Origin of the sequence: Nonomuraea typhae (genome assembly GCF_009760925.1) — a bacterium.
GTDB lineage: Bacteria > Actinomycetota > Actinomycetes > Streptosporangiales > Streptosporangiaceae > Nonomuraea > Nonomuraea typhae.
Genome location: NZ_VRLV01000001.1, coordinates 1,310,487 through 1,331,722, shown reverse-complemented (window position 1 = coordinate 1,331,722; position 21,236 = coordinate 1,310,487). Strand labels below are relative to the sequence as shown.

Sequence of the window (21,236 nt, the reverse complement as noted above, 5' to 3'; positions counted from 1 at the left end):
GGTCTTGCACTCCGTTTGCAGCCCGGATCGGCGGCTACGCGAGGCCGGTGATCGCGGTGAGCGCGGCGCGGGCGGAGGCGGCGTCGTGCACGCGGAAGACCCGGGCGCCCTGGAGCGCCGAGACGGCGAGGGTGGCGATGGTCCCGGCGTGCCGCCGGTCGACGGGCAGGCCGCCGAGCGTCTCGCCGACGAAGTCCTTGTTCGACACCGCCACCAGGACCGGCCAGGTGGTCGCCACCAGCTCGTCGAGCCGCCTGCTGACCTCCAGCGAGTGGAAGGTGTTCTTGCCGAAGTCGTGGGCCGGGTCGATGAGGATCGACTCGCGGGCCACGCCGGCGGCCGCCGCCCGCTCGGCCAGCTCGACCGTCAGGGAGACGACGTCGCCCACCACGTCGGCGTAGGCGATGCGGTGGGGGCGCGTGCGCGGCTCCACCCGGCCCGCGTGCGCGCACACCAGGCCGGCGCCGTGCCGGGCGGCCACCTCGGCCAGGCGGGGATCGACGCCGCCCCAGGTGTCGTTGAGCAGGTGGGCGCCGGCGCGGGCGACCACCTCGCCCACTTCGGCGCGCCAGGTGTCGACGCTGATCAGGAGGCTCGGGTGGCGGTCGCGGACCGCCTCGACCAGTCCGGCCACGCGGCGGATCTCCTCGGTGGCGTCCACGTCGTCGCCGGGGCCCGCCTTGACGCCGCCGATGTCGACGATGTCGGCGCCGCCCGCGACCGCGGCGTCCACGGCGTCCAGTGCCGCGCCGAAGCCGTAGGTGCGGCCTTTGTCGTAGAAGGAGTCGGGGGTGCGGTTGACGACGGCCATGATGGCGAACTCGCCGGGGGCGAAGGTGCGCCCGCCCAGGCGCAGGATGCCCGTCATGACAGCGTCTGCCCGCCGGCGAAGGTGGCGACCAGGACGGGCGCGTCGGCCTGCCGTACCTCGAGCTCGGCGCCCAGCGCCGCGAGGTCGGACAGGACCGCGTCCGGGTCGGGGTGGCCGGCGTGGAAGGCGGCCAGTTTCACCTCGGGCAACGTGCCCGACGGGTGGGGCGTCGTGCCCCAGTCGATCAGGAAGGGCACCACTCCGTCGTGGGTGCCCTCGTGAGGGAGGGTCAGCCGCCACTCCAGCAGGTCTCCCGCGGGAGTACGGCGGGACATCGGCACGGCCGGTCCGGGATCGTAGCCGACGTCTCGGGCCCTGGCGATGGCTTCGTCCAGGTCCGGGGGTTCGACGGCCCAGGTGATCAGGCGCGGCGCGGTGAGGGTGTCGATGCCGAAGGGACGGGGGGACTCGGGATCGGGCTGGTCTTCGTCCGGGCCGACTATCTCCAGGTATCGGCGGCCGCCGAGTCCCAGGAGGTGGTTGCGGGTGCCCAGGCCCACGTGCCTGCCGCCCTCGACGGGGTGAACGCCGAGCAGCCTGCCGACCTCGTGAACGGTGTCGCGCAGGTACGGGGTGGCGAATACCAGGTGATCCATGAGGAGGATGTTAGGCGGCGCTTCCCTTCTCCGCTGTCGCCAGGAAGTCCTGGGCGCTCAGCGGCAGCCTCTTGCGGGCGTGCACGACGGCGATGACGCGCCGCACCGCGGGTTCCAGCGAGCGGACCACCAGGCCCGCGCGGACGGCCATCTCGGCCAGCCCCCGGTACCAGAGCAGGGACGCCTGCCCCGACCGGACCGCGTTGAGCCAGCCGTTGCGCTCGTCGGTCTCGAGCACCACCACCGGGGTGACGGAGAACTTGCCGAACATCGCGTCCAGCTCCCTGCGCCGCACGGACCCCCGCGAGGGAAGCGCCAGCCGCATGCCGTGCAGGCGTCCCATCGGCACCGGGTCCGGCAGGTCGAGGCCGGGCGGCGAGATCAGCACGATCTCCTGGCGCTCCAGCGGATGGGTGATCAGGTCCGTGGGGACCGGGAGGTCGGTCAGGCCGAGGTCGGCCCGCGACTCCCTGATGGCCATCACCACGCCCTCACGTCCCTCACAGCGCACGATCTGCACGCGCACCCCCGGATGCTCGGCGTTGTAGGCGGGGACCAGACGGCCCGCCAGGCCGGCCTCCAGACTCGGAGTGGCGGCGATGCGCAGCTCCACGTCCGGGGATCCGCCGTGGCTCGCGAGTGCTTCGATCTCACTTACGGCATCGAGTGCCTCCCTTGCCAGTTTGATGACGCGCCTGCCCTGTGCGGTGACCACAACGCCGCGACCCGAGCGCGCGAAGAGCGTCATGCCCAGCTCGCGTTCGAGGTCCCGGATCGCCCGCGAAAGCGCAGGTTGCGCAATGTAAAGCGATCTGGCCGCGTCGGTCATGGTGCGGTGCTCCGCAGTTGCGACCACATAGCGGAGCTGCTGCAGATTCATGCCAATGAAGCTAGGACACGAGGGCCTTGTCGGTCCGGCACATAGCAGAGATCACCTCGAATGATTTCGGTCTGTAACCGAGCACGCCCACATCCGTGACGGGTGATAAATCAGTATGCTTCTGCCCCAAATTCGGCAAAGGTCCTGACTGTTCACGACATTGCGGACATCGGGGCAAAGGGGGCTCACGGTGACAGGCAACGGGCAATATCCACCTCCGCCCCAGGGACCGGGGCAGCCCCAGATGCCTCCGTCCCGGCCGTGGCCGCCACCCGGCTACCGGAAGCCCCGATCACAGCCCGCACCGCCGCAGGGGCCCTACCAGCAGCCTCCACCGCCTCAGGGGCCGCCGCAAGGGCCGCCACAGGGACGTCCGCCCTACCCTGCCGCACCGAACCAGCCCCACCCCGCCGCGCCGAACCAGCCCCACCCGGCCGCGCCGAACCAGCCCTATCCGCAACCCGCGCCGCCCCGGCCTCAGCCACCCCGGCATCAGTCGCCCCACGCGCCGCCGCATCCCGCGCCCCGGCATCCGGCGCCGCCTCAGGGGCCGTATCAGCCGGGCCCGCCGTACCCGCAGCAGGGTTTCCCGCCCGGGCAGTGGAATCCCCCGCCACCCGCCCAGTTCCGCCAGTGGCCGCAGCCGCCGCGCAGGAAGCAGGGCACCGGCGCGGCGGCCGTGCTCGGGGCGGTGTTCGGCGTGGTGGCCGCGCTGGGCGTGCTGCTGGTGCTCGGCGCCTGGCTGCTCGGCCGGGGCGAGTCCGGCACGGAGACCACGACGCCCATCGCGATCCCGACTTACAGCCCCACCTACACGCCGCCCACCCCGGACTCCGGCAGGGAGCCGATCCAGCCCACCCGCGTCCCCACCCCGATCCGGACGCCCACCCGGGACGACGACGACTCCGTCACCCCGCCGGCCCAGGTGAAGCTGGACACGAGCCTGCGGACGAACACGTTGTACCGGGCGGGCGCGCTGCCCAGGACGCAGTGCCGGGCGGGCAACGTGAGCATCTTCAGCCACAGCAGGCTCAAGGCGCTGATCCTGAAGACCGGCGCGTGCATGAACAACGCGTGGCGCCCGATCCTGGAGCGTCAGGGGATCGACTGGAGCCCGCCGGGCTACGCGATCGCGGCCAAGCGCGGCCGGGGCGCCTGCGGCGACTACCCGTCGCCGGGCAGCATCGTGCCCTACTACTGCCCGCGCAACAACACGATCTACGCCTCCACCTCGGCGATGGCCAGGGGGAACGGCCAGGCGCTCGGGTACGGGCGGATCGTGGCGTGGAACGGGGCGATCATCAGCATGATGGCCCACGAGTACGGCCACCACGTGCAGAACATCACCGGCGTCATGGACTCCTGGTGGTCGAAGACCCTGGACTCCACCAGCCGCAGCGGGAAGCTCGCCCTCAGTAGAAGGTTGGAGCTCCAGGCGACGTGCTTCGGCGGCATGTTTATGAAGGCCGTGGCGAGCTCGTACCCGATCAGCCCGGCCAACCGGGGCAAGCTGTTCTGGTTCTACTCCCGGGTCGGCGACTGGCCCGGATATCCCCGCGACCACGGCTCTCCGGCCAACAACCACGCCTGGTTCCGCCAGGGCTGGGATCGCAACCAGGCATACCAGTGCAACACGTGGATGGCCTCCTCGTCCTCGACGTCCTGACGTCACCCGACGTTCAGCCCAGATTGGCCAGTTGTCTGTGATGTCCCTATATGGGGGCTAGAATCTGGCAATCTTGTGCAACCAGCGGCAAAGCCATGGTCTTGCCTGGTAAATGCTTGAAGGAGCCGGTGTGACGAAGGACGAAGAGGTCGGCACCGCGCCCGCGGGCAAGAAACGGCGGGCGGCACCGCGCCGGACCCGCGGCGCCGGTCCAGCCACCGCGGAGAAGGCCAGGCCGGCCGCTCCGCGCTTCGCCAAGCCGCTCACCGTCGCGTCCATGCTCGGCTGGACGCTGCTGTCCGTCCTCGTGCCCGGCGCCGCGCACCTGCGCGCCGGGCATCGCCGTACCGGCCTGGCGCTCATCGGCGTCTACGCCGCCATCCTGGTCACCGTCCTGGCCATCGTCCTGATCAACGGGACCGAGGTCGGCGTCTACATCGGCTGGACGACCGGCATCACGATCGCGCTGGCCGCCGGCGCGCTGGCGTGGTTCGCCCTCCTGCTCGCCTCCTACATCGCGCTGCGGCCCGGCCGGCTCAGCCAGATGGGGCAGATCGTCTCCGGCGTCGCCGTGGGCATTCTCGGCGTCGCCGTCATGTCGCCCTTCGCCCTGACCGCCGAGCTCGTGCGCAGCGGCGAGGACGCCATCCAGCAGATCTTCCCGAGCGGCGAGAAAGATCCCGACATCGCCCCGGTCAAGCAGGAGGACCCCTGGAACGGCCGCGACCGGGTCAACTTCCTGCTGGTGGGCGGCGACGGCGCGGGCAACCGCGAAGGCGTCAGGACCGACAGCATGACCGTGGCCAGCGTGCACGTCCAGACCGGCAACACCGTGCTGTTCAGCCTCCCCCGCAATCTCCAGCACGTGCGCTTCCCGCCCGGCACCCCGATGGGCAAGCACTTCCCCAACGGCTTCCAGGCGGAGCTGCCCAACGGCGGCCTGCTCAACGAGGTCTGGCAGTTCGCCAACGACAACCCGCAGGCGGCCGGAGGCAGGAACAAGGGCCCGCGCGTCCTCATGGACGCCATCGGCCACACGCTCGGCCTCAAGATCGATTACTACGCTCTGATCAACATGTACGGCTTCGCCCACCTGGTCGACGCGATCGGCGGCCTGAAGATCCGGGTCGACCAGGACATCAAATGGGGCGGCCTGTACGGCACCGCCGGCACGATCAAGGCGGGCTTCCAGGTCCTGTCGGGCGAGGAGGCCCTCTGGTACGGCCGCTCGCGCGTGGGCAGCGACGACTTCTCCCGCATGGCCCGCCAGCGGTGCGTCATCGGCGCGTTCGCCCAGCAGGCCACGCCCGTGAAGGTCCTGAGCAACTTCAAGGGCATCGCCGCCGCCGCCAAGCGCATGGCCTCCACCAACATCCCCCAGGACCTGCTGGAGCACTTGGTCAACCTGGCCGTGAAGGTCAAGGGCGGCCGGATCACCAGCCTGCAGTTCGTGCCGCCGGAGTTCTACTCGGGCCGCCCCGACTGGGTCAAGATCCGCAAGGCGTCCGCCAAGGCGATCAGCGACTCGCTCAAGCCGGCCCGCACCACGCAGGTCGCCCAGGCTTCCGGCGGTCCCGGCACGGCCTCGGGCACCCCGAGCCCGTCGCCCACGCGCACGGCGGCCGGCCCGACCCAGACACCGACCCGGAACACGAACAAGTCCGCAAAGTCCCTGTCGGAACTCTGCGGACTCTGAGCGAAGGGTCCCTACCTCCCGGCCGGGGAGCCGGCCTCGTCGGGCCGGAGGCCGTCCGGGCGGCGCAGGGCGGCCACCTCGCGGCGCAGGCAGGCCAGCTCGTCCAGGATCATCTGAGTGGACAGCTCGTTGTGGATCTCGATCTCGGCCCGCTCCTCGGCCGACTCCTCCTCCATGGCGCTCACCACGACCGCCATGAACAGGTTGAGCACCACGAACGAGCACACGAGGATGAAGACCACGAAGAACACCCAGGCGTAGGGGTGCTCGGTCATGACCTCGCGGGCGATGTCCGGCCACGCCTCGCCGGTCATGGTCTGGAACAGGGTGAACAACGAGGTCTGCAGGTCGCCGAAGTAGGCCGGGGCGGTGTGGCCGTACAGCTTGGTGCTCATGACGGCGGCCACGTACAGCACGAGCGAGAGCAGCACGACGATCGAGGTCATCCCGGGCAGCGCACGCAGCAGGGCCGACACGACGCGGCGCAGGCTGGGCACGACCGAGATGAGGCGGAGCGCGCGCAGGATGCGCAGCGCCCGCAGGACCGACAGGTTGCCGCTGGCCGGCATGAGGGCGATGGCGATGATGACCGCGTCGAAGAGGTTCCACGGGTCGCGGAAGAAACGGGAGCGGTCCACATACAGCTTGGCCAGGAGCTCGGCGACGAAGATGTAGAGCGCGGCGTGGTCGATGACGCTCAAGGCGCCGCCGTAGGACGCGACGATCGCGGGGAAGGTCTCGAGGCCGAGCGTGGCCGCGTTGATCAGGATGACGACGATGACGAAGCGCTGGAAGCGCGGATGTTCGATATAGGTGCGAATGCGTTCACGCACGTGGCAGGCTCCCCAAAGGTTGATCAAGACCCGTCCATGATGACGTAACACTTATGGACGGTAGATAAACAGTCGATCAACGCATCGGGCTCAGTCGGAACACCCGTAACATCCGTCCGGATACACGGGTGTAGTGGTCGTAGACCGGCCACATCTCGATGAGCCGGGGCCAAACCTCGGCTCGTTCTCCCTCGTCCAGCAGGGTTGCCGTCACGGGGTAGTTCGAGCCGCGGAAGCTGACGGCCGCCGAGGGGTTCTTCAGGAGGTTGGCGGTCCATGCCGGGTGTTGCGGACGCCCGTAATTGCTGCCCACGACGAGGATGGTTCCGCCGGGTTCGGGGAGGCAGGCCAGCGGGGTCTCCCGCCGCCGGCCGGTCTTGGCGCCGGTGGTGATCAGCAGCAGCGCGGGCACCACGCGGGAACTGGCCAGCCTGCCGCGGGTGAGGCGGTGCACGAGGCGGTCCAGGCGCGGGACGAACCGGGGCGCGAGCCGCAGGAACCAGCCGGTCGACGCCAGCCACTGGAAGAACGCCTTCACGCGCCAGACGCTACGCCCCAAGCAAACGCTCGGTCAACAGGGGTATGTGGTATAAATCCCCTGCTATGTCGTATCCCCACGGCCCGTCTCCGTACGGCCCTCCGCCGATGACCCACCCCCAAGGGACCACGATCCTGGTGCTGGGCATCCTCAGCCTCGCGCTCTGCCAGATCCTCGGCCCGGTTGCCTGGATCATGGGCAACAAGACGCTGCGCGAGATCGACACGAGCGGTTACTACTACGAGAACCGCGGCCAGGTGAACGCCGGCAAGATCTGCGGCATGATCGCCACGATCCTCATGATCGTGGTCGTCGTGGTCTACGCCCTGATCATCGGCTTCGCCATCGTCATGAGCGCCGTCAACTGAGCGCTCTGCCGTAGTCGCCGATCCCGTCCGCCAGCAGGTCGAAGGCTTCTTCGGCCTGCCTTCTGACGTCCGGGAGGATCTCCGCCCAGCCCTCCCCCGCCTGCTTGCGCCGGATGGCCGTCCGGGCCAGGGCCCGCGTGACCACGAGGATCTGCGCGGCCACGATCACCGGCGCCAGGTCGTCCGGATCGGCGCCGGTCTCCTCCTCCACCGTGCGCGCCAGCCGTACGTCGGTGGCGTGTTCGAGTTCGCGCATCCGCGCCGTCAGTGACGGGCTGTCGGCCACGAGCCTGCCGAAGTGGTCGGCCCCCTCGTGGAGCCCGTAGCGCCAGTCGCCCGTGTCGAGGGCGTCGAGGAAGTCGCGCCGGAAGGCGGCCACGATCCCCTCCCCGGGCCGCCGCTCCCGCACGACCTTGCTGGGCAGGTCCTCCACCTCGTCCCAGCGGTCCATGAACAGGTCCTCCTTGGTGCGGAAGTAGTTGAACACCGTGTTGACCGAGACGTCGGCGGCCCGCGCCACCTCGGCCACGGTCACGTTGTCGAACCCGCGCGTCATGAACAGCCCCATCGCCATGTCGGCGATGCGCAGCCTGGTCTCGCGCTTCTTCCGCTCCCTGAGCCCCTCTTCCATGCTGCCATCATACCAACTTTGCAGTGACACCAAAATTTCAGTTACCCTAAAAATATGTTGACCACCAAGAGCCTCAGCAAGACGTTCAAGGGCGGGACGGAGGCGGTGCGCGGCGTCGACCTCCACGTGGACCCGGGCGAGATCGTCGGCTTCCTCGGCCCCAACGGCGCGGGCAAGACCACGACGATGCGCATGCTCACCACCCTGCTCACCCCGACCGCGGGCACCGCCACCGTCGCCGGCCACGACCTGCTGGCCGACCCGCGCGGCGTGCGCCGCCGCATCGGCTACGTCTCCCAGCACGGCGCGCTGAGCCCCTTCAACCCCGTGGGCGAGGAGCTCGAACTCCAGGCCATGCTGTACGGCCTGCCGCGCGCCGAGGCGCGAGCGAGGATCGCCCGGGTGCTGGCGGCCCTGGAGCTGACCGGCATGGAGAAGCTGCCCGGCGTCGCGCTGTCGGGCGGGCAGCGGCGCCGCTTCGACATCGCCTTCGGCCTGGTCCACGAGCCCGCCCTGCTCTTCCTGGACGAGCCCACCACCGGGCTCGACCCGCAGAGCCGGGCCAACCTGTGGGGCCACGTGCGCGCCCTGCGCGAGGGCGGCACCACGATCTTCCTGACCACCCACTACCTCGACGAGGCCGACGCCCTGTGCGACCGGATCGTCATCATCGACCACGGCCGGGTGGTGGCCGAGGGCTCCCCCGCGGAGCTGAAGAGCGGCGGGCGCACGCTCGACGAGGCGTTCCTCGACATCACCGGCCGTTCCCTGCGAGAGGACGTGCCCTCATGAGCGCCGCCGCGATCCGCGAGACCTGGCTGCTGTTCCACCACACCACCCGCATCGGCCTGCGGGAGAAGGCGGGCCTGCTGTTCTCGGCCGTGCAGCCGCTGTGCTTCCTGGTGCTGTTCGGCCCGATCTTCGCCACGATCGGCACCTGGGAGACGCTGGTGCCCGGCCTGATCGTCCAGCTCGGGCTGCTCAGCGCGGGCCTGGCCGGGTTCGGCGTCGTCTTCGACTGGCGCTCCGGCGTGCTGGAGCGCCTGCGCGTCACCCCCGCCTCCCGCCTGGCGCTGCTGCTGGGGCGGGTGCTCAACAACGCCTTCACGCTGATGATCCAGACGGTGCTGCTGGTGGCCGCGGCCTACGCCCTGGGCCTGCGCGCGCCGGTGGGCGGCGTGCTGGCCGCGATGGTGCTGGTGATCGTGCTCGGGGTGAGCCTGGCGGCGCTGTCGTACGCGGCGGCGCTCACGCTGAACGAGCACCTGTTCGCGCCGGTCATGACGACCGCGGTGGTGCCGCTCATGCTGCTGTCGGGGGCGTTCCTGCCCATGTCGATGGCGCCGGGCTGGCTGGAGGCGCTCTCGCGCGTGAGTCCCTTCCGCTACGTCCTGGAGGCCATGCGGGAGTTGTTCGCCGGGCACTACTGGAACGGCACGGTGGCCGCCGGCGCCGCCGTCGTGGTGGTGTTCACGGCGGCCAGCCTGGTGATCGGCGGGCGGATCTTCAACCGCGAGAACGCTTAGGCGGCCCGTAGGGCTCGATCCTGGGGTCGGAGAAAGGCGGACCGGCCCTGCCGCCCGCCTCCTCCGTCACCCGCAGGCCGTAAAGGCCCTGGTCGGGGTCGATGAGCACCAGCCCGTAGGCGGTGTCGACATCCTCCTCGGCCAGGCCCAGCCTGCTGATCGCGTCCTCCAGTGTCGCGCCTCGCGGCAGCCGTACGGTGATGAGGACCATGCCTCTCAGGCTACGCTCTTCGCCCTTCGCCGCAGGGCGGCCAGGATGGCGGTGGTGTCCACGATGCCGTAGCCGTAGTCGAAGTCGAAGCCGACCTCGCTGCGGTCCTCGGCGGTGCGCCGCAGCAGCGCCCGCAGCTGCGCGGGCGACAGCCGCGAGGACGGCCACTGGGTGCGGACGGCCGCCACCAGGCCGGCGGCCACCGGGCAGGCGGCGGAGGTGCCGGAGTCCGGCTCGTTCTCGCCGAACGCCCTGGAGCCGGAGAAGTGCGTGTAGGCGCAGACGTCCGGCTTGCGGGCGGTCAGGCGGCCCGGTCCCTGCGAGGAGTAGCCGACCCGCTCGTTCGCGACGTCCACGCCGCCGATCGACAACGCCCGCGGGTGGGAGTTGGCGCCCACGATCGGCCGGTCGGGATAGGCGCAGCGGCCGTCCTTGCAGTCGCGCCCGCAGTTGCCCGCCGCGAACAGCACGTCCGCGCCGGCCCGGTCGAGGCTGGCCACGATCAGGTTGAAGGGGTGGGCGGCGTTGTCGGAGTAGTTGCCCGGGTGGCCGACGGGGAAGTCCCAGGCGGGCGAGAACGACCCCCACGAGTTGCTGATCACCAGGGAGCGCGACTCGGCCGGCTGGGCGTCGAGCACGGTGCGCAGGTGCGCGAAGGCGGCCACCGCGTCCGACAGCAGGCCGTCCAGCGCCGAGCCGCCCGGCCGGGTGGACAGCAGCACCGGGATGTCGATGAGGCTGGCCTGCGGGGCGCCGATGAGCGTGTCGAAGGCGCACATCGTGCCGTGGTCCACCTCGAACTCGCCGGGGCGGCCGGTGACCCCGGCGGGGTTCCAGCTGCGCTCGGCGTCGAGGCTGACGCCGCGGCCGAGGTGCCTGGCCACGTGCGCGGCGTTGATGCCGGTGTCGAGCACGGCCAGCGCCACCCCGGAGCCGTCGAGCCCCTCCGCGGCCAGCCCCGCGGCGTTGATCAGCCGTTCGACGTCGTGCCAGTCGCCGACCGGCGGGTCGCCGCCGCAGGTCAGGCTGGACTCGATGACCGGGTCGGCGAAGACGCCGACCACGTCCGGCCTGATCATCGGCAGCATGGTGACGCGGGTGGCCAGTTCGTCGTCGGAGATCGTGCCGCGGACCAGGACCGAGGCGTCCTCGGCGGCCAGGGAGAAGTCGAGCGGCTGGTTGAGCGAGAGCGGATCGCCGCCGGCCGGGGGCACGGGCCGGGGAACCGCCACGGGGATGAAGGCGGAGTCGAGTTCGACTCCGGGCAGGCCGTCGGCGACGTCTGCCGTGGTGGCCGTCTGGCCGGGGTCGGCGACGGCCGCGACCAAATCGGGAGATGGACGGAGTTGAATCAGGACCCGCATGAGGCACCACCGGACGTTGGAGGGAACGAACCTCCCAACATTCCTTCATCCGTTGGTGCGCGTCCAGCGCATCTCCAGAGGTTTGACCTGCTGAAATGCCTCAAAACTCACGAACCGGACGACAATTGTTCTCGGGCGTCAGGCTTCCCCGGTTTCGGTCCGTAAACTACGGTGAGTCGTCATGACCACACAGGTGCAGGCCGCCCCTCAGGAGTCATCCTCCGAGCATTGGCTGGCCGTGCGTCCGCGCCTGGTTCTCGCCAGCGCCTTCATGCTCTTTCTGGAACTCGCACTGATCCGGTGGACCGGTTCGAATATTGTTCACCTGAGCTATTTCACGAATTTCGTCCTGCTCGGTTCCTTTCTTGGCATCGGACTGGGATTCCTGCGCGTCGGGCGCACCAAGCGCCAGCCGTACTATTCACCGGTCGTTCTCGCGATCCTGGTGATCGTGGTCCTCGCCTTTCCCGTCACGGTCAACCGTGACACCGAAGGCGTGCTGTACTGGACGAGCCTGTCCCTGGAGGGCCCGCCCGCCTGGGTGACGCTCCCGCTGGTCTTCATCGCCGCCGCGCTCGCCCTCATGGGCCCGGCCGAGCTCGTCGGGCGCTGCTTCCCCGAGCTTCCCCGGCTGGAGGCATATCGCTACGACCTCATCGGCAGCCTCACCGGCATCGCCGCCTTCACCGCGCTGTCGTTCCTGTCGGCGCCGCCGGTGATCTGGGGGACGATCGCCGCCGCCTGCTTCCTGCTCCTGCTCACGCCCAGGCCCTGGGTGCCCTACTGGGGACTGGTCGCGGTGCCCGCGCTGATCGTGGCCGGGCTGCTGGCCGCCGAGAGCGTCACCGCCGGGGCCCTGTGGTCGCCCTACTACAAGGTGACCTACAAGCGCCTGCCGTACCCGATGCCCGTCTACGACATCTCGGTCAACGGCATCCCCCACCAGCAGGCCATGCCCGCCGCGACCCGGCTGCAGGTCGAGCGGCAGTACGCGCTGCCCTACGAGCGGGCCGTGGCGCCGCCGCGCGAGGTGCTCATCGTCGGCGCGGGCAGCGGCACCGACGTGGCCATCGCGCTGTCGAAGGGCGCGGGGACCGTCGACGCGGTCGAGATCGACCCCAAGCTGCGCGAGCTCGGCGGGCGGCTGCATCCGGACCGGCCCTACGCCGACCCGCGCGTCACCACCCACATCACCGACGGGCGCGCCTTCCTGGAGCAGACCGACCGCAAATTCGACCTGATCCTGTTCGCGCTGCCCGACTCGCTCACGCTGGTGCCGGGGGCCAGCTCACTGCGGCTGGAGAGCTACCTGTTCACCGAGGAGGCCATCAAGGCGGCCCGCGCCCATCTCAAGCCGGGCGGCGCCTTCTCGATGTACAACTACTACCGCGAGCCCTGGCTGGTCGACCGGCTGGCCTGGACCGTGCAGAACGCCTTCGGTCACAAGCCCTGCGTGGACGTGGTCAGCACCGCGGGGCAGCAGGCCGTGATCACCGCCGGCGTCACGACGGCGGCCCAGCGCTGCGCCGGCGAGTGGCCGGGGGCCGCCGCGGGCACCCCGGCGCCCGCCCACGACGACCGGCCCTTCCTGTATCTGAAGGACCGGACGATCCCGGCGATCTACCTCATCACGCTCGGCCTCATCCTCGTCGTCAGCCTGCTGGCCGTGCGCGTGGTGGCCGGGCCGTACCGCAGGATGCGCCCGTACGCGGACCTGTTCCTGCTGGGCGTGGGCTTCCTGCTGCTGGAGACCAAGAGCGTGACCGGGTTCGCGCTGCTGTTCGGCACCACGTGGGTGGTCAACGCGGTCGTCTTCGCCGGCGTGCTGATCGCGGTGCTCGCCGCCGTCGAGGTCACCCGCCGCTTCCGCACCCCGCCGCTGACCGTGATGTACGGCGTGCTGCTCGCCGGCCTGCTCCTGGCCTGGCTGGTGCCCAACGCGTGGCTGCTGTCGTTGCCGGTGCCGCTGCGCGCGGTGACGGCGGTGACCATCGCCTTCCTGCCGATCTTCGCGGCCAACGTCGTCTTCTCGAAACGCTTCGCGGAGTCGGCCGACGCCACCACCTCCTTCGGCGCCAACCTGCTCGGCGCGATGGTCGGCGGCTGCCTGGAGTACCTGGCGCTGCTGATCGGCTACCAGGGGCTGCTGATCGTGGCGGCGGTGCTCTACCTGGGCGCGTTCGCGCTCCTGCCACGCAAGAGCGCCGCCCTGGTGTGAGGTCTCAGGCCGGGGCGGCGGCCGGGGCGGGTGGCCGGTAGGTCACCCGCCACAGCGCCCCGGCCAGGAGCACGGCGACCACGGCCCAGGCCGGCAGCGGCCCGCCCAGCAGTCCCAGCAGGACGGGGACGAGCGTGGCGGGCAGCGCCCAGCCCCACAACCACAGCCGGCGGGCCCCGGTGGCGGCGCCGATGACCGCCGAGGCGGCGAAGTACACCGCCAGCCCGGCGCAGAGCACCCAGCGGATGCCCGTGTGCAGGTGCGCGTCCGGTTCGCCGACGACGGCGCCGAGCCCGGCCGCGGCGGCGACGAGCCCGGCGGTCATGACGAAGTGGGCGGGCAGCGCCACCGCGGGGTGCAGGCCCCGCTCGGCGGCCTCCGGGACGGCGCTGAGGCCGTACTGCAGGGTGAGCCACCACAGGCAGACGACCAGCGCGAAGGCGCACGCCGCGGCGAGGCGCAGCGGCGTGCCCCAGTCCTGGCCGGAGCCCTCGACGACGATCTGCATGACGGCCTCGCCGAGCACGATGATGACGAACAGCCCGAGGCGCTCGCCCAGGTGGGCGGGGTGCAGGACGGCGTCGTGGGGCGTGGGCACCACGCGCGCCGGCCCTCCCCTGGCGGCGTGCCGCCGGAGCCGGGCGTTGAGGCGTTCGGCCTGGGCCTGGAACTCCTGCAGCATCCGGCCGGGGCTGACGGACTGGCGCAGGGTGAAGGCGAGGTCGAGCAGGATGCCGATCGCCCACATCCAGTAGGTCGCGGGCGGCTCGGCCCAGAAGGAGGCGATCCAGGGGGACAGGCCGACTCCGAGCTGGGCGGCCGGCCAGGCGGTCATGACCGCGCCCGACCGCTGGATCGCGCGGGAGGCGCTGAGGCGGCAGACGATGTAGGCGGCGGCGAACCAGTCGTCGTGGACGCCGACACCCGGGATGTTGTGCGCCACGTCGGGCGCGGCGGCGGCCATCACCGCGATGCCGAACATCCCGACGAGCATCAGGCGCACCCGGGTCTTGTCCGCGCGGACGTTGGCGTAGAGCGTGAAGGAGGTCCAGATGCTCCACACCGCGTAGTAGAGCATGACGAACAGCGCCACGTCCGACCATGCCGGGTGGAGCAGGCGGTGCGCCAGCTGGGCCACCGCCACGACGACGACCAGATCGAAGAAGAGCTCGAGCCAGCTCGCGTGGCGGTCCGCCGGTTCTGTCCCAGTTCCACCCGTTTCAGTCACGCCTACCGAGAATAGAACTCCACGACGAGCTGCTCGTCCACGGGGATGGCGATCTGCTCGCGCTCGGGCTTGCTCACCAGCGTGAAGCGCAGCTCGGGCAGTTCGACCGACAGGTAGCCCGCGGTGCGCTCGTCGGCGTAGATGCCCTCGGCGGCGGCCACGAACGGCTGCATCTTGCGCGACTTCTCGCGCACGGCGACGACCTGGCCGGGCTTGACGAGGTAGCTCGGGATGTCGACCTTGCGGCCGTCCACGGTGATGTGGCCGTGGGCGACGTACTGCCGGGCGGCGTAGATCGAGGGGGCGAGCCCGGACCGCAGCACGAGGGAGGCCAGGCGGCTCTCCAGAATGGACACGAGCTCGGTGCCCGAGGCGCCCTCCTTGCGCACCGCGAGGTCCCAGTAGCGGCGCAGCTGCCGCTCGGACACGTCGTAGTACCAGCGCAGCTTCTGCTTCTCCATCAGCCGCATGCCGTAGTCGCCGGTGTTGCGGCGGCTGGTCTTCCTGCCGTGCTCGCCGGGCGGGTACGGCCGCGCCTCGAAGTACCGCACGGCCTTCCTGGTCAGAGGGACGCCTGCCCGGCGGGACAGCCGTACCTTCGGCCCGGTGTAGCGCATGTTCACCTCAATGTGGTTAGGTAATGCTTACTTAGGCAAGGCTAACCTACTACAAGATGTGAACTCAAGGAGACCCCATGCCGCCGATCGCGGAACGTGTCCGGACCCTCGCCGCCGGCGCCGGCATCGCCCGGCTCACCCTCGACGGCGTCCCCTCCCCGGCCCGCGGCGGCGTGGACGACCAGGGCCGCCCGGTCCTCCTGGTCAAGCCGGGCGAGCGCCTGCACGGACTCGACGGCGACGCGGTCGTCGCGGTGAACCTCACCGCCACCCGCGTGCTGGGCGAGGTCGAGCACCCCCGGGGGCTGGTCGAGGTGCAGGGCTGGGCGCTGGCCGTACCGGAGGAGGAGGCGCGCGCCGCCGCCGTCGCGGTCGCCACCCACTGCGCCGACGAAGACCTGTTCAAGGCCCTGGAGCGGTACGGCGAGCCCGGCGCGCCCCGGCTGCTGCGCATGGACGTCGCCCAGGTCGTCTACCTGACCGGGCAGGACTCCGGGGTGCTGGACGCCGACGAATACCTGGAGGCCGAGCCCGACCCGCTGGCCGAGGACGCCGAGCGGGTGCTGGCCCACCTGAACGAGGCCCACCGGGCGCAGTTGCGCGGGGCGGTGTCCACCCACCTCGGCACCCCGGTCGGCGAGGCATGGCTGTGGGAACTGGACCGCTACGGGGCCACGGTGCGGGCGGACGACATGCTCGTGCGCTTCCCCTGGCCGGTGCCGGCGCGCAGCGGCACCTGCCTGGAGACCGCGCTGCGCGGCCTCATCTGCGCGTGCTGACCCTTCACCTCGTGGGGTACGGCAGGCGTCACGGCTGACCGCCTGCCGTACCCGATGGAGCTTCTCACGCCACCCGCGGCGCATGCCACACCCGGGGCCAGGTGGCGCGATGAGCGCGGGCCGGGCCTGTCCGCACCACGTCCGGCCCGCGCCGGTCTCTCAGCATGCCAGCCGTGGATCACAACCCGCTGTGAGCCATTGGTGCACTTTGCCCAAAATAGTGACTAGCATCGGCGGCTGTGAACGAGACGCGTCCTCGCGCGAACCGGGCTCTGACGGTCGGTGCGATCTTGGGAGGGGTGCTGCTGCTGGCCTTGGCGGCCGTGCTGGCCGGCTCCGCGCTGGGCGGCGCCTCGCTGAGCATCGTGGGCTGGCCCGGCGCGTCGGCGCCCGGCGCGCCCGGCCCGTCGAAGACCGCCCAGGCGGAGGCGAGCCGCTCGTCCACTCCCCGCCCCTCGGCCCACTCCCCGCACCCGGCCCCTCAGCCGACCGCGACGGCCCGTACCCGTCCGCCCCGCCACATCAACGGCCAGCCGCCCGCGCGCACGCCCCAGCCCGTGCGCCAGAGCGGCCGCCCCAGCCACGGACCGGCCAAGCCCGGCACGACGTCGCCCTCCGCCGTCTCCCCCATCGGCCCGGGCGCCGAGGCCACCGCCGAACCTCCGCCCGTCACCCTGCCGCCCACCGGCCCCGCTCCCACCGCCGCGCCCAGCCCGACCAGGCCGAAGCCGACCAAGACCCGCACCGTGAAGCCCCGCGAGCCCGGCAAGAAGAAGGGCTCCCAGCCCGGCGGCCGCTGACCGGCCGCCCTTGATCGGCGCAGGGCGGGTTCGCGGGCGCGCGGCGGTGATGGGATGATGGCGGACGCCATGCCTGCTTCCCTGCCGTTCCGCCTTGCCCGCGCCGTGGTGTTCGCCGCGGTCTGCGCGGTGCTCGGCATGGGGGCGCACCTGGCCGGCGGCGGCACGGTGGCGCTGCCCGGCGCACTGGCCGCCTTCGGGGTGTCGCTGCTGGCGGCGCTGCCGGTGACCGGGCGCGAACGCTCGCTCGGCGGCATCCTCGTGCTGCTGACCCTGCTGCAGGCCCTCCTGCACGTGATGTTCTCGCTGGCGCACGAGGCGGCGCCGGTGACGGCGGCCGTGGCGGTGGCGCACGCGCATTCCGGGCTGGTCCCGGGGCTGGGCATGTTGATCATGCACGGCTGGGCGATCGGGCTGACGTCGGTGTGGCTGGCGCGGGGCGAGGCGGCCCTGTGGGGGCTGTTCCGCCGCGTGCTGGTCCGGCTCAGCCTGCCGCCGGCCGTACCCGTGGTGACGAGTCCCGCGCCGGTGCGGCACGCGGAGCCGGCCCTGGTGCGCTCGGCCGTCCTCGAGCACAGCGTCTCCCTGCGGGGACCGCCTCTCTTCCTTCCTGTCTGATCCATCCCCCGAAGCTCGCATGATCCCGAGCTTCACCGGCATGCCCGAAATTTCAGGAACTTTGGAAGAGAGACCCATCATGCGTATTCGCCATGCCCTTCTCGCGGCCGCGGCCGTCGCCACGCTCGCCGCCTGCGGCGGTCAGCAGGCCGCCACCTCGTCCGCCGCGCCGGCCAAGCAGGCCGCCGAAGCCGCCCCGAGCGGCGGCGCGACGGCGCTGACCATCACCGACCCGTGGGTGAAGACGACCAAGAGCGGCATGACCGCGGCCTTCGGGACCCTGGCCAACCCGACGGCCGCCGACCTCACCGTCGTCTCCGCCACCTCCACCGGCGCGCCCCGGGTCGAGCTCCACGAGACCGTCGGCGAGGGCACCCAGATGACGATGCGCCCCAAGGAGGGCGGCTTCACGATCCCGGCGGGCGGCAAGCTGGAGCTCAAGCCGGGCGGCGACCACATCATGCTCATGGACGTCAAGACGCCGGTGCAGCCGGGCGCGGAGGTGGGCTTCACGCTCACGTTCAAGGACGGCGCCACCATGGAGTTCAAGGCCGTGGGCAAGGACTTCGCCGGCGCCAACGAGAAGTACCAGCCCGGCCATGAGTGAGCGCGGCATCTCCCGCGGCGCCTCCCACGGCATCTCCCGCCGGGGCCTCCTGGCGGGAGGCGCGGCGGGCCTGGCCGGGGGCGCGGGCCTGGCGGTCGCCGGCGTCGTGGACAGCCGCCCGGCGCGGGCCGGCGACACCCCGCCGCCTTCCGAGCCGGCACAGGGCGCGGCCGTCGAGCCGTTCCACGGCGCGCACCAGGCGGGCGTGGCCACGCGGCCGCAGGCGCACGCCGCCTTCGCCGGGCTCGACCTGCGCAAGGGCGTCGGCAAGGAGGCGCTGGGGCGGCTCATGCGGATCCTCACCGACGACGCGCGGCGGCTCACCTCGGGCCGCGGCGCGCTGGCCGACACCGAGCCCGAACTGGCCGCGCTGCCCGCCAGGCTGACGATCACGTTCGGGTTCGGGCCCGGGCTGTTCACGAAGGCGAGGATCGAGGGCGGGCCCGCCCAGCTGCCGCGGTTCTCCGTGGACCGGCTGGAGGAGCGGTGGTCCGGCGGCGACCTGCTGCTGCAGATCTGCTGTGAGGACCCGGTCACGCTGGCCCACGCGCTGCGCATGACGCTCAAGGACGCCAAGACGTTCGCCGAGGTCCGATGGGTGCAGCGGGGGTTCAGGCAGGCGGCGCAGAAGCCGGGCCTGACCCAGCGCAACCTCATGGGGCAGCTCGACGGGACGGTCAACCCCCGGCCCGGCACCCCGGACTTCGACCGGGCGGTGTGGATCGGCGACGGCCCGCTGGCCGGCGGCACCATGCTGGTCCTGCGGCGCATCCGCATGCTCATGGACAGCTGGGACGCGGCCGACCGCGTCGCCAAGGAGTTCACGGTGGGCCGGCGGCTGGACGACGGGGCCCCGCTGACCGGGCGGGCCGAGCACGACGAGGCGGACTTCGCCAAGCTCAACGCCATCGGATTCCCGATCATCGCGGAGTACGCGCACATCCGCCGGGCCCGGGTGGAGGATCCGGGCTCGCGGATGTTCCGCCGCGTGTACAACTACGACGACGGGGACACGGGGCTGTTGTTCGCCTCGTACCAGGCGGACGTGGAGCGGCAGTTCACCCCGGTGCAGCGGCGCCTGGCCGAGGCGGACCTGCTCAACCAGTGGACCACGCCCATCGGCTCGGCGGTCTTCTACATCCCGCCGGGCTGCCGCGAGGGCGGCTGGGTGGGTGACGGCCTTCTGGCCTGACCCCGAGGGGTTCCTCCCCGTTCGCCGCGGGGAGGAACCCGGCATGGAGATCTGGATCAACCCGGCCTGCTCGAAGTGCCGTTCGGCGTTGTCCCTGCTGGACGCGGAGAAGGCCGAGTACACCGTGCGCCGGTATCTGGAGGACCCGCCGTCCGCGGCGGAGATCCGCGAGGTGCTCTCCCGCCTGGGCCTGGAGCCCTGGGACATCACGCGCACCGGCGAGAGCGCGGCCGGGGAGCTCGGGCTGTCCGGGTGGCCACGCGACCCGGGCAGCCGCGAGCGGTGGATCGAGGCGCTGGCCGCCCACCCGATCCTCATCCAGCGGCCGATCATCACCGCCGACGACGGGCACGCGGTGGTCGGCCGGACCGAGGACGCGGTCCGCTCGATCCTGTGACCGCTATCGGACCGGGACCTCCAGCTCACGGAATCCGGCGATCTCGACCTGCAGCGCCCTGGCCTGCTCCGGCAGCGCGAACAGCCCCCAGAACTCCCGCTTCTGGCCCGGCGCGAACTTCTCGGCGCCCAGCCGTACCCCGGAGACGCCGCTGCAGGCGCAGTACGATCCCGGGTCGTCACCGGTCTGGACCTCGATGCGGCCGGGCAGGTACCGGCGGCGGGCGCCCTGGTCGGTGAGGACGACGGCACTGGCGGACTGGTACTTGTAGGACTGCCAGTCCTGCCCGTTGTGCAGGTCGTTGTACCATGCCTCGGCCGTGCCCTCGTTGGCGATCGTGTAGGTGAGCAGGCCGAGCCCGCCCGGCAGCCGGCGCAGGCCGGTGACCTCCATGGCGAAGGGCTGGCCGCCGGCCTTGGCGCTGCCCGTCAGGTCGCCGTCCGGGCCCACGGTGGAGACGACGTCCTCGGCGGGGGACGGCTGCGCGGCGGCCTGCGGCTTGGTGAAGGTCACCGTGACCCGCCGGTTGCGCCGCTTGCCCTCCTCCGTGTCGTTGCCGTACAGGGGGCGGCGCGAGCCGTACCCCTTGGTCTGGAAGGCGACGCCGTCGCGCGTCAGCAGCGGGGCGAGCGCGGCCTTCACGGCCTGGGCGCGGCGCGCGGACAGCGGGTCGTTGATGGCGTCGTTGCCGGAGGAGTCGGCGTGGCCCTCGACCTTGACGCCGGTCGCGGGCGAGGCGTCGATGAGCTCGGCGGTACGGCTGAGCACGGCCTTGGCCCGCGGGGTGAGCACGGCCTTGTCCACGGCGAACAGCACGTCGGAGGACAGGTTCACCTGGAGGTCCTTGCCGTCGTCCGCGGTCTCCTCGGTCCTGTCGATCGACTCCGACGGCAGGACGACACGGTGGACGAGCGGGGTGACGGGCTCGGCGCCGGGATCGGGGAACTCGCCCCGCGGCGGGTCGTCGCTGACGGGGACGTCGAGCATGGGCGGGGCCGGCGGGGTGACGACGGTCGCGGTCTGCTGGTTGCCGCTGGGGGCGGGCATGACGGCGTAGAGGGAGATCGAGGCGCCGGGCTTGATGAAGTAGCCGAGGTCGTCGCGCTTCTCGTCGGAGCACAGGCAGGGGCCGCCCGCGGGCTTGTACGGCAGGATCCAGGTCCGGGCCTGCTCGTCGAGCACGCCGATGCCGGAGGCCCACCTGATCTCGCCGAGCTTGCGGGTCTCGTCGCCCATCTCGCCCGTCCAGGGGAGGTCCTTGTCCGCGCCGGTGTTCGTGAGGCGGATCTGGACCACCAGATGCTTGCCCTTGACCCGGTTGAGGCCGACCACCTCGATCTTGAGGTCCGGGGTGAGGGTGCTGCGGGTCTCCGCGAGGGCCTCGCGGGTGTCCTGGGCGGGGCTGGGGGTCGCCGGATCCGTGGAAGGGGGCGCGCTGGTCGCCGGGGGTTCGGCCGATTGCCGGGGCTGCGCTTGCTGTTGCTGGGGCAGCGCGCCGCACCCCGCGACGAGCGTCGCGGCCGCTGCCAGGGCCAGGATCCGGTTAAGCATGGGCGAGATTGTGCCATGACCGAAAAATCCGGCACCCTCCGTGTCAGCA

23 protein-coding genes are annotated in these 21,236 nt (G+C 71.5%); 12 read left to right on the top strand and 11 right to left on the bottom strand.

What is annotated here, in order from left to right; genetic code table 11:
- Positions 1-34: 34 nt before the first annotated feature.
- The 3 genes from folP to FVE25_RS06160 are packed head-to-tail and all read right to left on the bottom strand — an operon-like array spanning position 35 to position 2,347.
- Positions 35-868 carry a dihydropteroate synthase gene (gene folP / locus FVE25_RS06170; RefSeq protein ID WP_157245356.1) on the bottom strand — a complete coding sequence of 278 codons (834 nt, stop codon included), beginning with the start codon at positions 866-868 and terminating at the stop codon, positions 35-37.
- Complete coding sequence (locus FVE25_RS06165) at positions 865-1,467, bottom strand: VOC family protein (protein WP_157245355.1); 603 nt, start codon at positions 1,465-1,467, stop codon at positions 865-867. The genes folP and FVE25_RS06165 overlap by 4 nt, the downstream gene beginning before the upstream one ends.
- A gap of 10 nt (positions 1,468-1,477) precedes the next feature.
- Positions 1,478-2,347: a LysR family transcriptional regulator gene (locus tag FVE25_RS06160; protein ID WP_157245354.1), complete on the bottom strand. Its 870-nt coding sequence runs from the start codon at positions 2,345-2,347 to the stop codon at positions 1,478-1,480.
- Between the two features lie 679 nt (positions 2,348-3,026).
- On the opposite strand from FVE25_RS06160, the gene FVE25_RS06155 reads away from it, so the two are divergent.
- Positions 3,027-4,013 (top strand): neutral zinc metallopeptidase, encoded by a 987-nt coding sequence (locus FVE25_RS06155; protein ID WP_181019460.1) that lies wholly within the window; start codon positions 3,027-3,029, stop codon positions 4,011-4,013.
- Between the two features lie 130 nt (positions 4,014-4,143).
- A complete protein-coding gene (locus FVE25_RS06150; protein ID WP_246266658.1) occupies positions 4,144-5,709 on the top strand; it encodes an LCP family protein in 1,566 nt (521 codons plus the stop codon).
- Positions 5,710-5,720: 11 nt separating this feature from the next.
- On the opposite strand, the gene FVE25_RS06145 is transcribed toward FVE25_RS06150, so the two are convergent.
- The gene (locus FVE25_RS06145) at positions 5,721-6,542 is read right to left on the bottom strand and encodes an ion transporter (RefSeq protein ID WP_157245351.1); all 822 of its coding nucleotides are present in this window, start codon (positions 6,540-6,542) and stop codon (positions 5,721-5,723) included.
- Between the two features lie 76 nt (positions 6,543-6,618).
- The gene (locus FVE25_RS06140) at positions 6,619-7,080 is read right to left on the bottom strand and encodes a nitroreductase family deazaflavin-dependent oxidoreductase (protein ID WP_246266656.1); all 462 of its coding nucleotides are present in this window, start codon (positions 7,078-7,080) and stop codon (positions 6,619-6,621) included.
- Between the two features lie 107 nt (positions 7,081-7,187).
- Between FVE25_RS06140 and FVE25_RS06135 the strand changes: the two genes are divergently transcribed.
- Positions 7,188-7,448 (top strand): DUF4190 domain-containing protein, encoded by a 261-nt coding sequence (locus tag FVE25_RS06135; RefSeq protein WP_246266654.1) that lies wholly within the window; start codon positions 7,188-7,190, stop codon positions 7,446-7,448.
- On the opposite strand, the gene FVE25_RS06130 is transcribed toward FVE25_RS06135, so the two are convergent.
- Positions 7,441-8,079, bottom strand: a complete 639-nt coding sequence (locus FVE25_RS06130; protein ID WP_157245348.1) for a TetR/AcrR family transcriptional regulator — start codon at positions 8,077-8,079, stop codon at positions 7,441-7,443. The two genes, FVE25_RS06135 and FVE25_RS06130, sit on opposite strands and share 8 nt — an antisense overlap.
- 54 nt (positions 8,080-8,133) lie before the next feature.
- Between FVE25_RS06130 and FVE25_RS06125 the strand changes: the two genes are divergently transcribed.
- Together FVE25_RS06125 and FVE25_RS06120 are read left to right on the top strand one after the other, a co-directional pair.
- The gene (locus FVE25_RS06125) at positions 8,134-8,871 is read left to right on the top strand and encodes an ABC transporter ATP-binding protein (protein ID WP_157245347.1); all 738 of its coding nucleotides are present in this window, start codon (positions 8,134-8,136) and stop codon (positions 8,869-8,871) included.
- Entirely contained in the window at positions 8,868-9,605 is a 738-nt protein-coding gene (locus tag FVE25_RS06120) for an ABC transporter permease (protein WP_157245346.1), read from the top strand. The genes FVE25_RS06125 and FVE25_RS06120 overlap by 4 nt, the downstream gene beginning before the upstream one ends.
- On the opposite strand, the gene FVE25_RS06115 is transcribed toward FVE25_RS06120, so the two are convergent.
- Together FVE25_RS06115 and FVE25_RS06110 are read right to left on the bottom strand one after the other, a co-directional pair.
- Positions 9,586-9,816, bottom strand: a complete 231-nt coding sequence (locus FVE25_RS06115) for a hypothetical protein (RefSeq protein WP_157245345.1) — start codon at positions 9,814-9,816, stop codon at positions 9,586-9,588. The two genes, FVE25_RS06120 and FVE25_RS06115, sit on opposite strands and share 20 nt — an antisense overlap.
- A gap of 5 nt (positions 9,817-9,821) precedes the next feature.
- Positions 9,822-11,180 (bottom strand): S8 family serine peptidase, encoded by a 1,359-nt coding sequence (locus FVE25_RS06110; RefSeq protein ID WP_157245344.1) that lies wholly within the window; start codon positions 11,178-11,180, stop codon positions 9,822-9,824.
- 181 nt (positions 11,181-11,361) lie between these two features.
- Between FVE25_RS06110 and FVE25_RS06105 the strand changes: the two genes are divergently transcribed.
- Entirely contained in the window at positions 11,362-13,398 is a 2,037-nt protein-coding gene (locus FVE25_RS06105) for a spermidine synthase (RefSeq protein WP_157245343.1), read from the top strand.
- Between the two features lie 4 nt (positions 13,399-13,402).
- On the opposite strand, the gene FVE25_RS06100 is transcribed toward FVE25_RS06105, so the two are convergent.
- Complete coding sequence (locus FVE25_RS06100) at positions 13,403-14,626, bottom strand: low temperature requirement protein A (protein WP_157245342.1); 1,224 nt, start codon at positions 14,624-14,626, stop codon at positions 13,403-13,405.
- A 2-nt stretch (positions 14,627-14,628) separates the two neighbouring features.
- Positions 14,629-15,243 (bottom strand): 30S ribosomal protein S4, encoded by a 615-nt coding sequence (gene rpsD, locus FVE25_RS06095; protein ID WP_157245543.1) that lies wholly within the window; start codon positions 15,241-15,243, stop codon positions 14,629-14,631.
- Positions 15,244-15,320: 77 nt separating this feature from the next.
- Here rpsD and FVE25_RS06090 point away from each other — a divergent pair, with 77 nt between their 5' ends.
- The 6 genes from FVE25_RS06090 (at position 15,321) to FVE25_RS06065 (ending at position 19,636) form a co-directional block, all read left to right on the top strand.
- A complete protein-coding gene (locus FVE25_RS06090) occupies positions 15,321-16,022 on the top strand; it encodes a DUF2470 domain-containing protein (RefSeq protein ID WP_157245341.1) in 702 nt (233 codons plus the stop codon).
- Positions 16,023-16,261: 239 nt separating this feature from the next.
- A complete protein-coding gene (locus tag FVE25_RS06085) occupies positions 16,262-16,822 on the top strand; it encodes a hypothetical protein (RefSeq protein ID WP_157245340.1) in 561 nt (186 codons plus the stop codon).
- 69 nt (positions 16,823-16,891) lie between these two features.
- Positions 16,892-17,440 carry an MFS transporter gene (locus FVE25_RS06080; RefSeq protein WP_157245339.1) on the top strand — a complete coding sequence of 183 codons (549 nt, stop codon included), beginning with the start codon at positions 16,892-16,894 and terminating at the stop codon, positions 17,438-17,440.
- 79 nt (positions 17,441-17,519) lie between these two features.
- A complete protein-coding gene (locus FVE25_RS06075; protein ID WP_157245338.1) occupies positions 17,520-18,047 on the top strand; it encodes a copper chaperone PCu(A)C in 528 nt (175 codons plus the stop codon).
- Positions 18,040-19,239 carry a Dyp-type peroxidase gene (locus tag FVE25_RS06070; protein ID WP_157245337.1) on the top strand — a complete coding sequence of 400 codons (1,200 nt, stop codon included), beginning with the start codon at positions 18,040-18,042 and terminating at the stop codon, positions 19,237-19,239. The genes FVE25_RS06075 and FVE25_RS06070 overlap by 8 nt, the downstream gene beginning before the upstream one ends.
- A 43-nt stretch (positions 19,240-19,282) precedes the next feature.
- Complete coding sequence (locus FVE25_RS06065) at positions 19,283-19,636, top strand: arsenate reductase family protein (RefSeq protein WP_157245336.1); 354 nt, start codon at positions 19,283-19,285, stop codon at positions 19,634-19,636.
- A 3-nt stretch (positions 19,637-19,639) separates the two neighbouring features.
- On the opposite strand, the gene FVE25_RS06060 is transcribed toward FVE25_RS06065, so the two are convergent.
- On the bottom strand, positions 19,640-21,187 hold the full coding sequence (locus tag FVE25_RS06060) for an OmpA family protein (protein WP_157245335.1): 1,548 nt from the start codon (positions 21,185-21,187) through the stop codon (positions 19,640-19,642).
- Positions 21,188-21,236: the final 49 nt, after the last annotated feature.

Bases quoted from the DNA above. Each gene is read 5' to 3' on its own strand.
- folP (WP_157245356.1), bottom strand. From the start codon at position 868: ATGACGGGCATCCTGCGCCTGGGCGGGCGCACCTTCGCCCCCGGCGAG.
- FVE25_RS06165 (WP_157245355.1), bottom strand. From the start codon at position 1,467: ATGGATCACCTGGTATTCGCCACCCCGTACCTGCGCGACACCGTTCAC.
- FVE25_RS06160 (WP_157245354.1), bottom strand. From the start codon at position 2,347: ATGAATCTGCAGCAGCTCCGCTATGTGGTCGCAACTGCGGAGCACCGC.
- FVE25_RS06135 (WP_246266654.1), top strand. From the start codon at position 7,188: ATGACCCACCCCCAAGGGACCACGATCCTGGTGCTGGGCATCCTCAGC.
- FVE25_RS06130 (WP_157245348.1), bottom strand. From the start codon at position 8,079: ATGGAAGAGGGGCTCAGGGAGCGGAAGAAGCGCGAGACCAGGCTGCGC.
- FVE25_RS06125 (WP_157245347.1), top strand. From the start codon at position 8,134: ATGTTGACCACCAAGAGCCTCAGCAAGACGTTCAAGGGCGGGACGGAG.
- FVE25_RS06120 (WP_157245346.1), top strand. From the start codon at position 8,868: ATGAGCGCCGCCGCGATCCGCGAGACCTGGCTGCTGTTCCACCACACC.
- FVE25_RS06115 (WP_157245345.1), bottom strand. From the start codon at position 9,816: ATGGTCCTCATCACCGTACGGCTGCCGCGAGGCGCGACACTGGAGGAC.
- FVE25_RS06110 (WP_157245344.1), bottom strand. From the start codon at position 11,180: ATGCGGGTCCTGATTCAACTCCGTCCATCTCCCGATTTGGTCGCGGCC.
- FVE25_RS06105 (WP_157245343.1), top strand. From the start codon at position 11,362: ATGACCACACAGGTGCAGGCCGCCCCTCAGGAGTCATCCTCCGAGCAT.
- rpsD (WP_157245543.1), bottom strand. From the start codon at position 15,243: ATGCGCTACACCGGGCCGAAGGTACGGCTGTCCCGCCGGGCAGGCGTC.
- FVE25_RS06090 (WP_157245341.1), top strand. From the start codon at position 15,321: ATGCCGCCGATCGCGGAACGTGTCCGGACCCTCGCCGCCGGCGCCGGC.
- FVE25_RS06080 (WP_157245339.1), top strand. From the start codon at position 16,892: ATGCCTGCTTCCCTGCCGTTCCGCCTTGCCCGCGCCGTGGTGTTCGCC.
- FVE25_RS06075 (WP_157245338.1), top strand. From the start codon at position 17,520: ATGCGTATTCGCCATGCCCTTCTCGCGGCCGCGGCCGTCGCCACGCTC.
- FVE25_RS06070 (WP_157245337.1), top strand. From the start codon at position 18,040: ATGAGTGAGCGCGGCATCTCCCGCGGCGCCTCCCACGGCATCTCCCGC.
- FVE25_RS06065 (WP_157245336.1), top strand. From the start codon at position 19,283: ATGGAGATCTGGATCAACCCGGCCTGCTCGAAGTGCCGTTCGGCGTTG.
- FVE25_RS06060 (WP_157245335.1), bottom strand. From the start codon at position 21,187: ATGCTTAACCGGATCCTGGCCCTGGCAGCGGCCGCGACGCTCGTCGCG.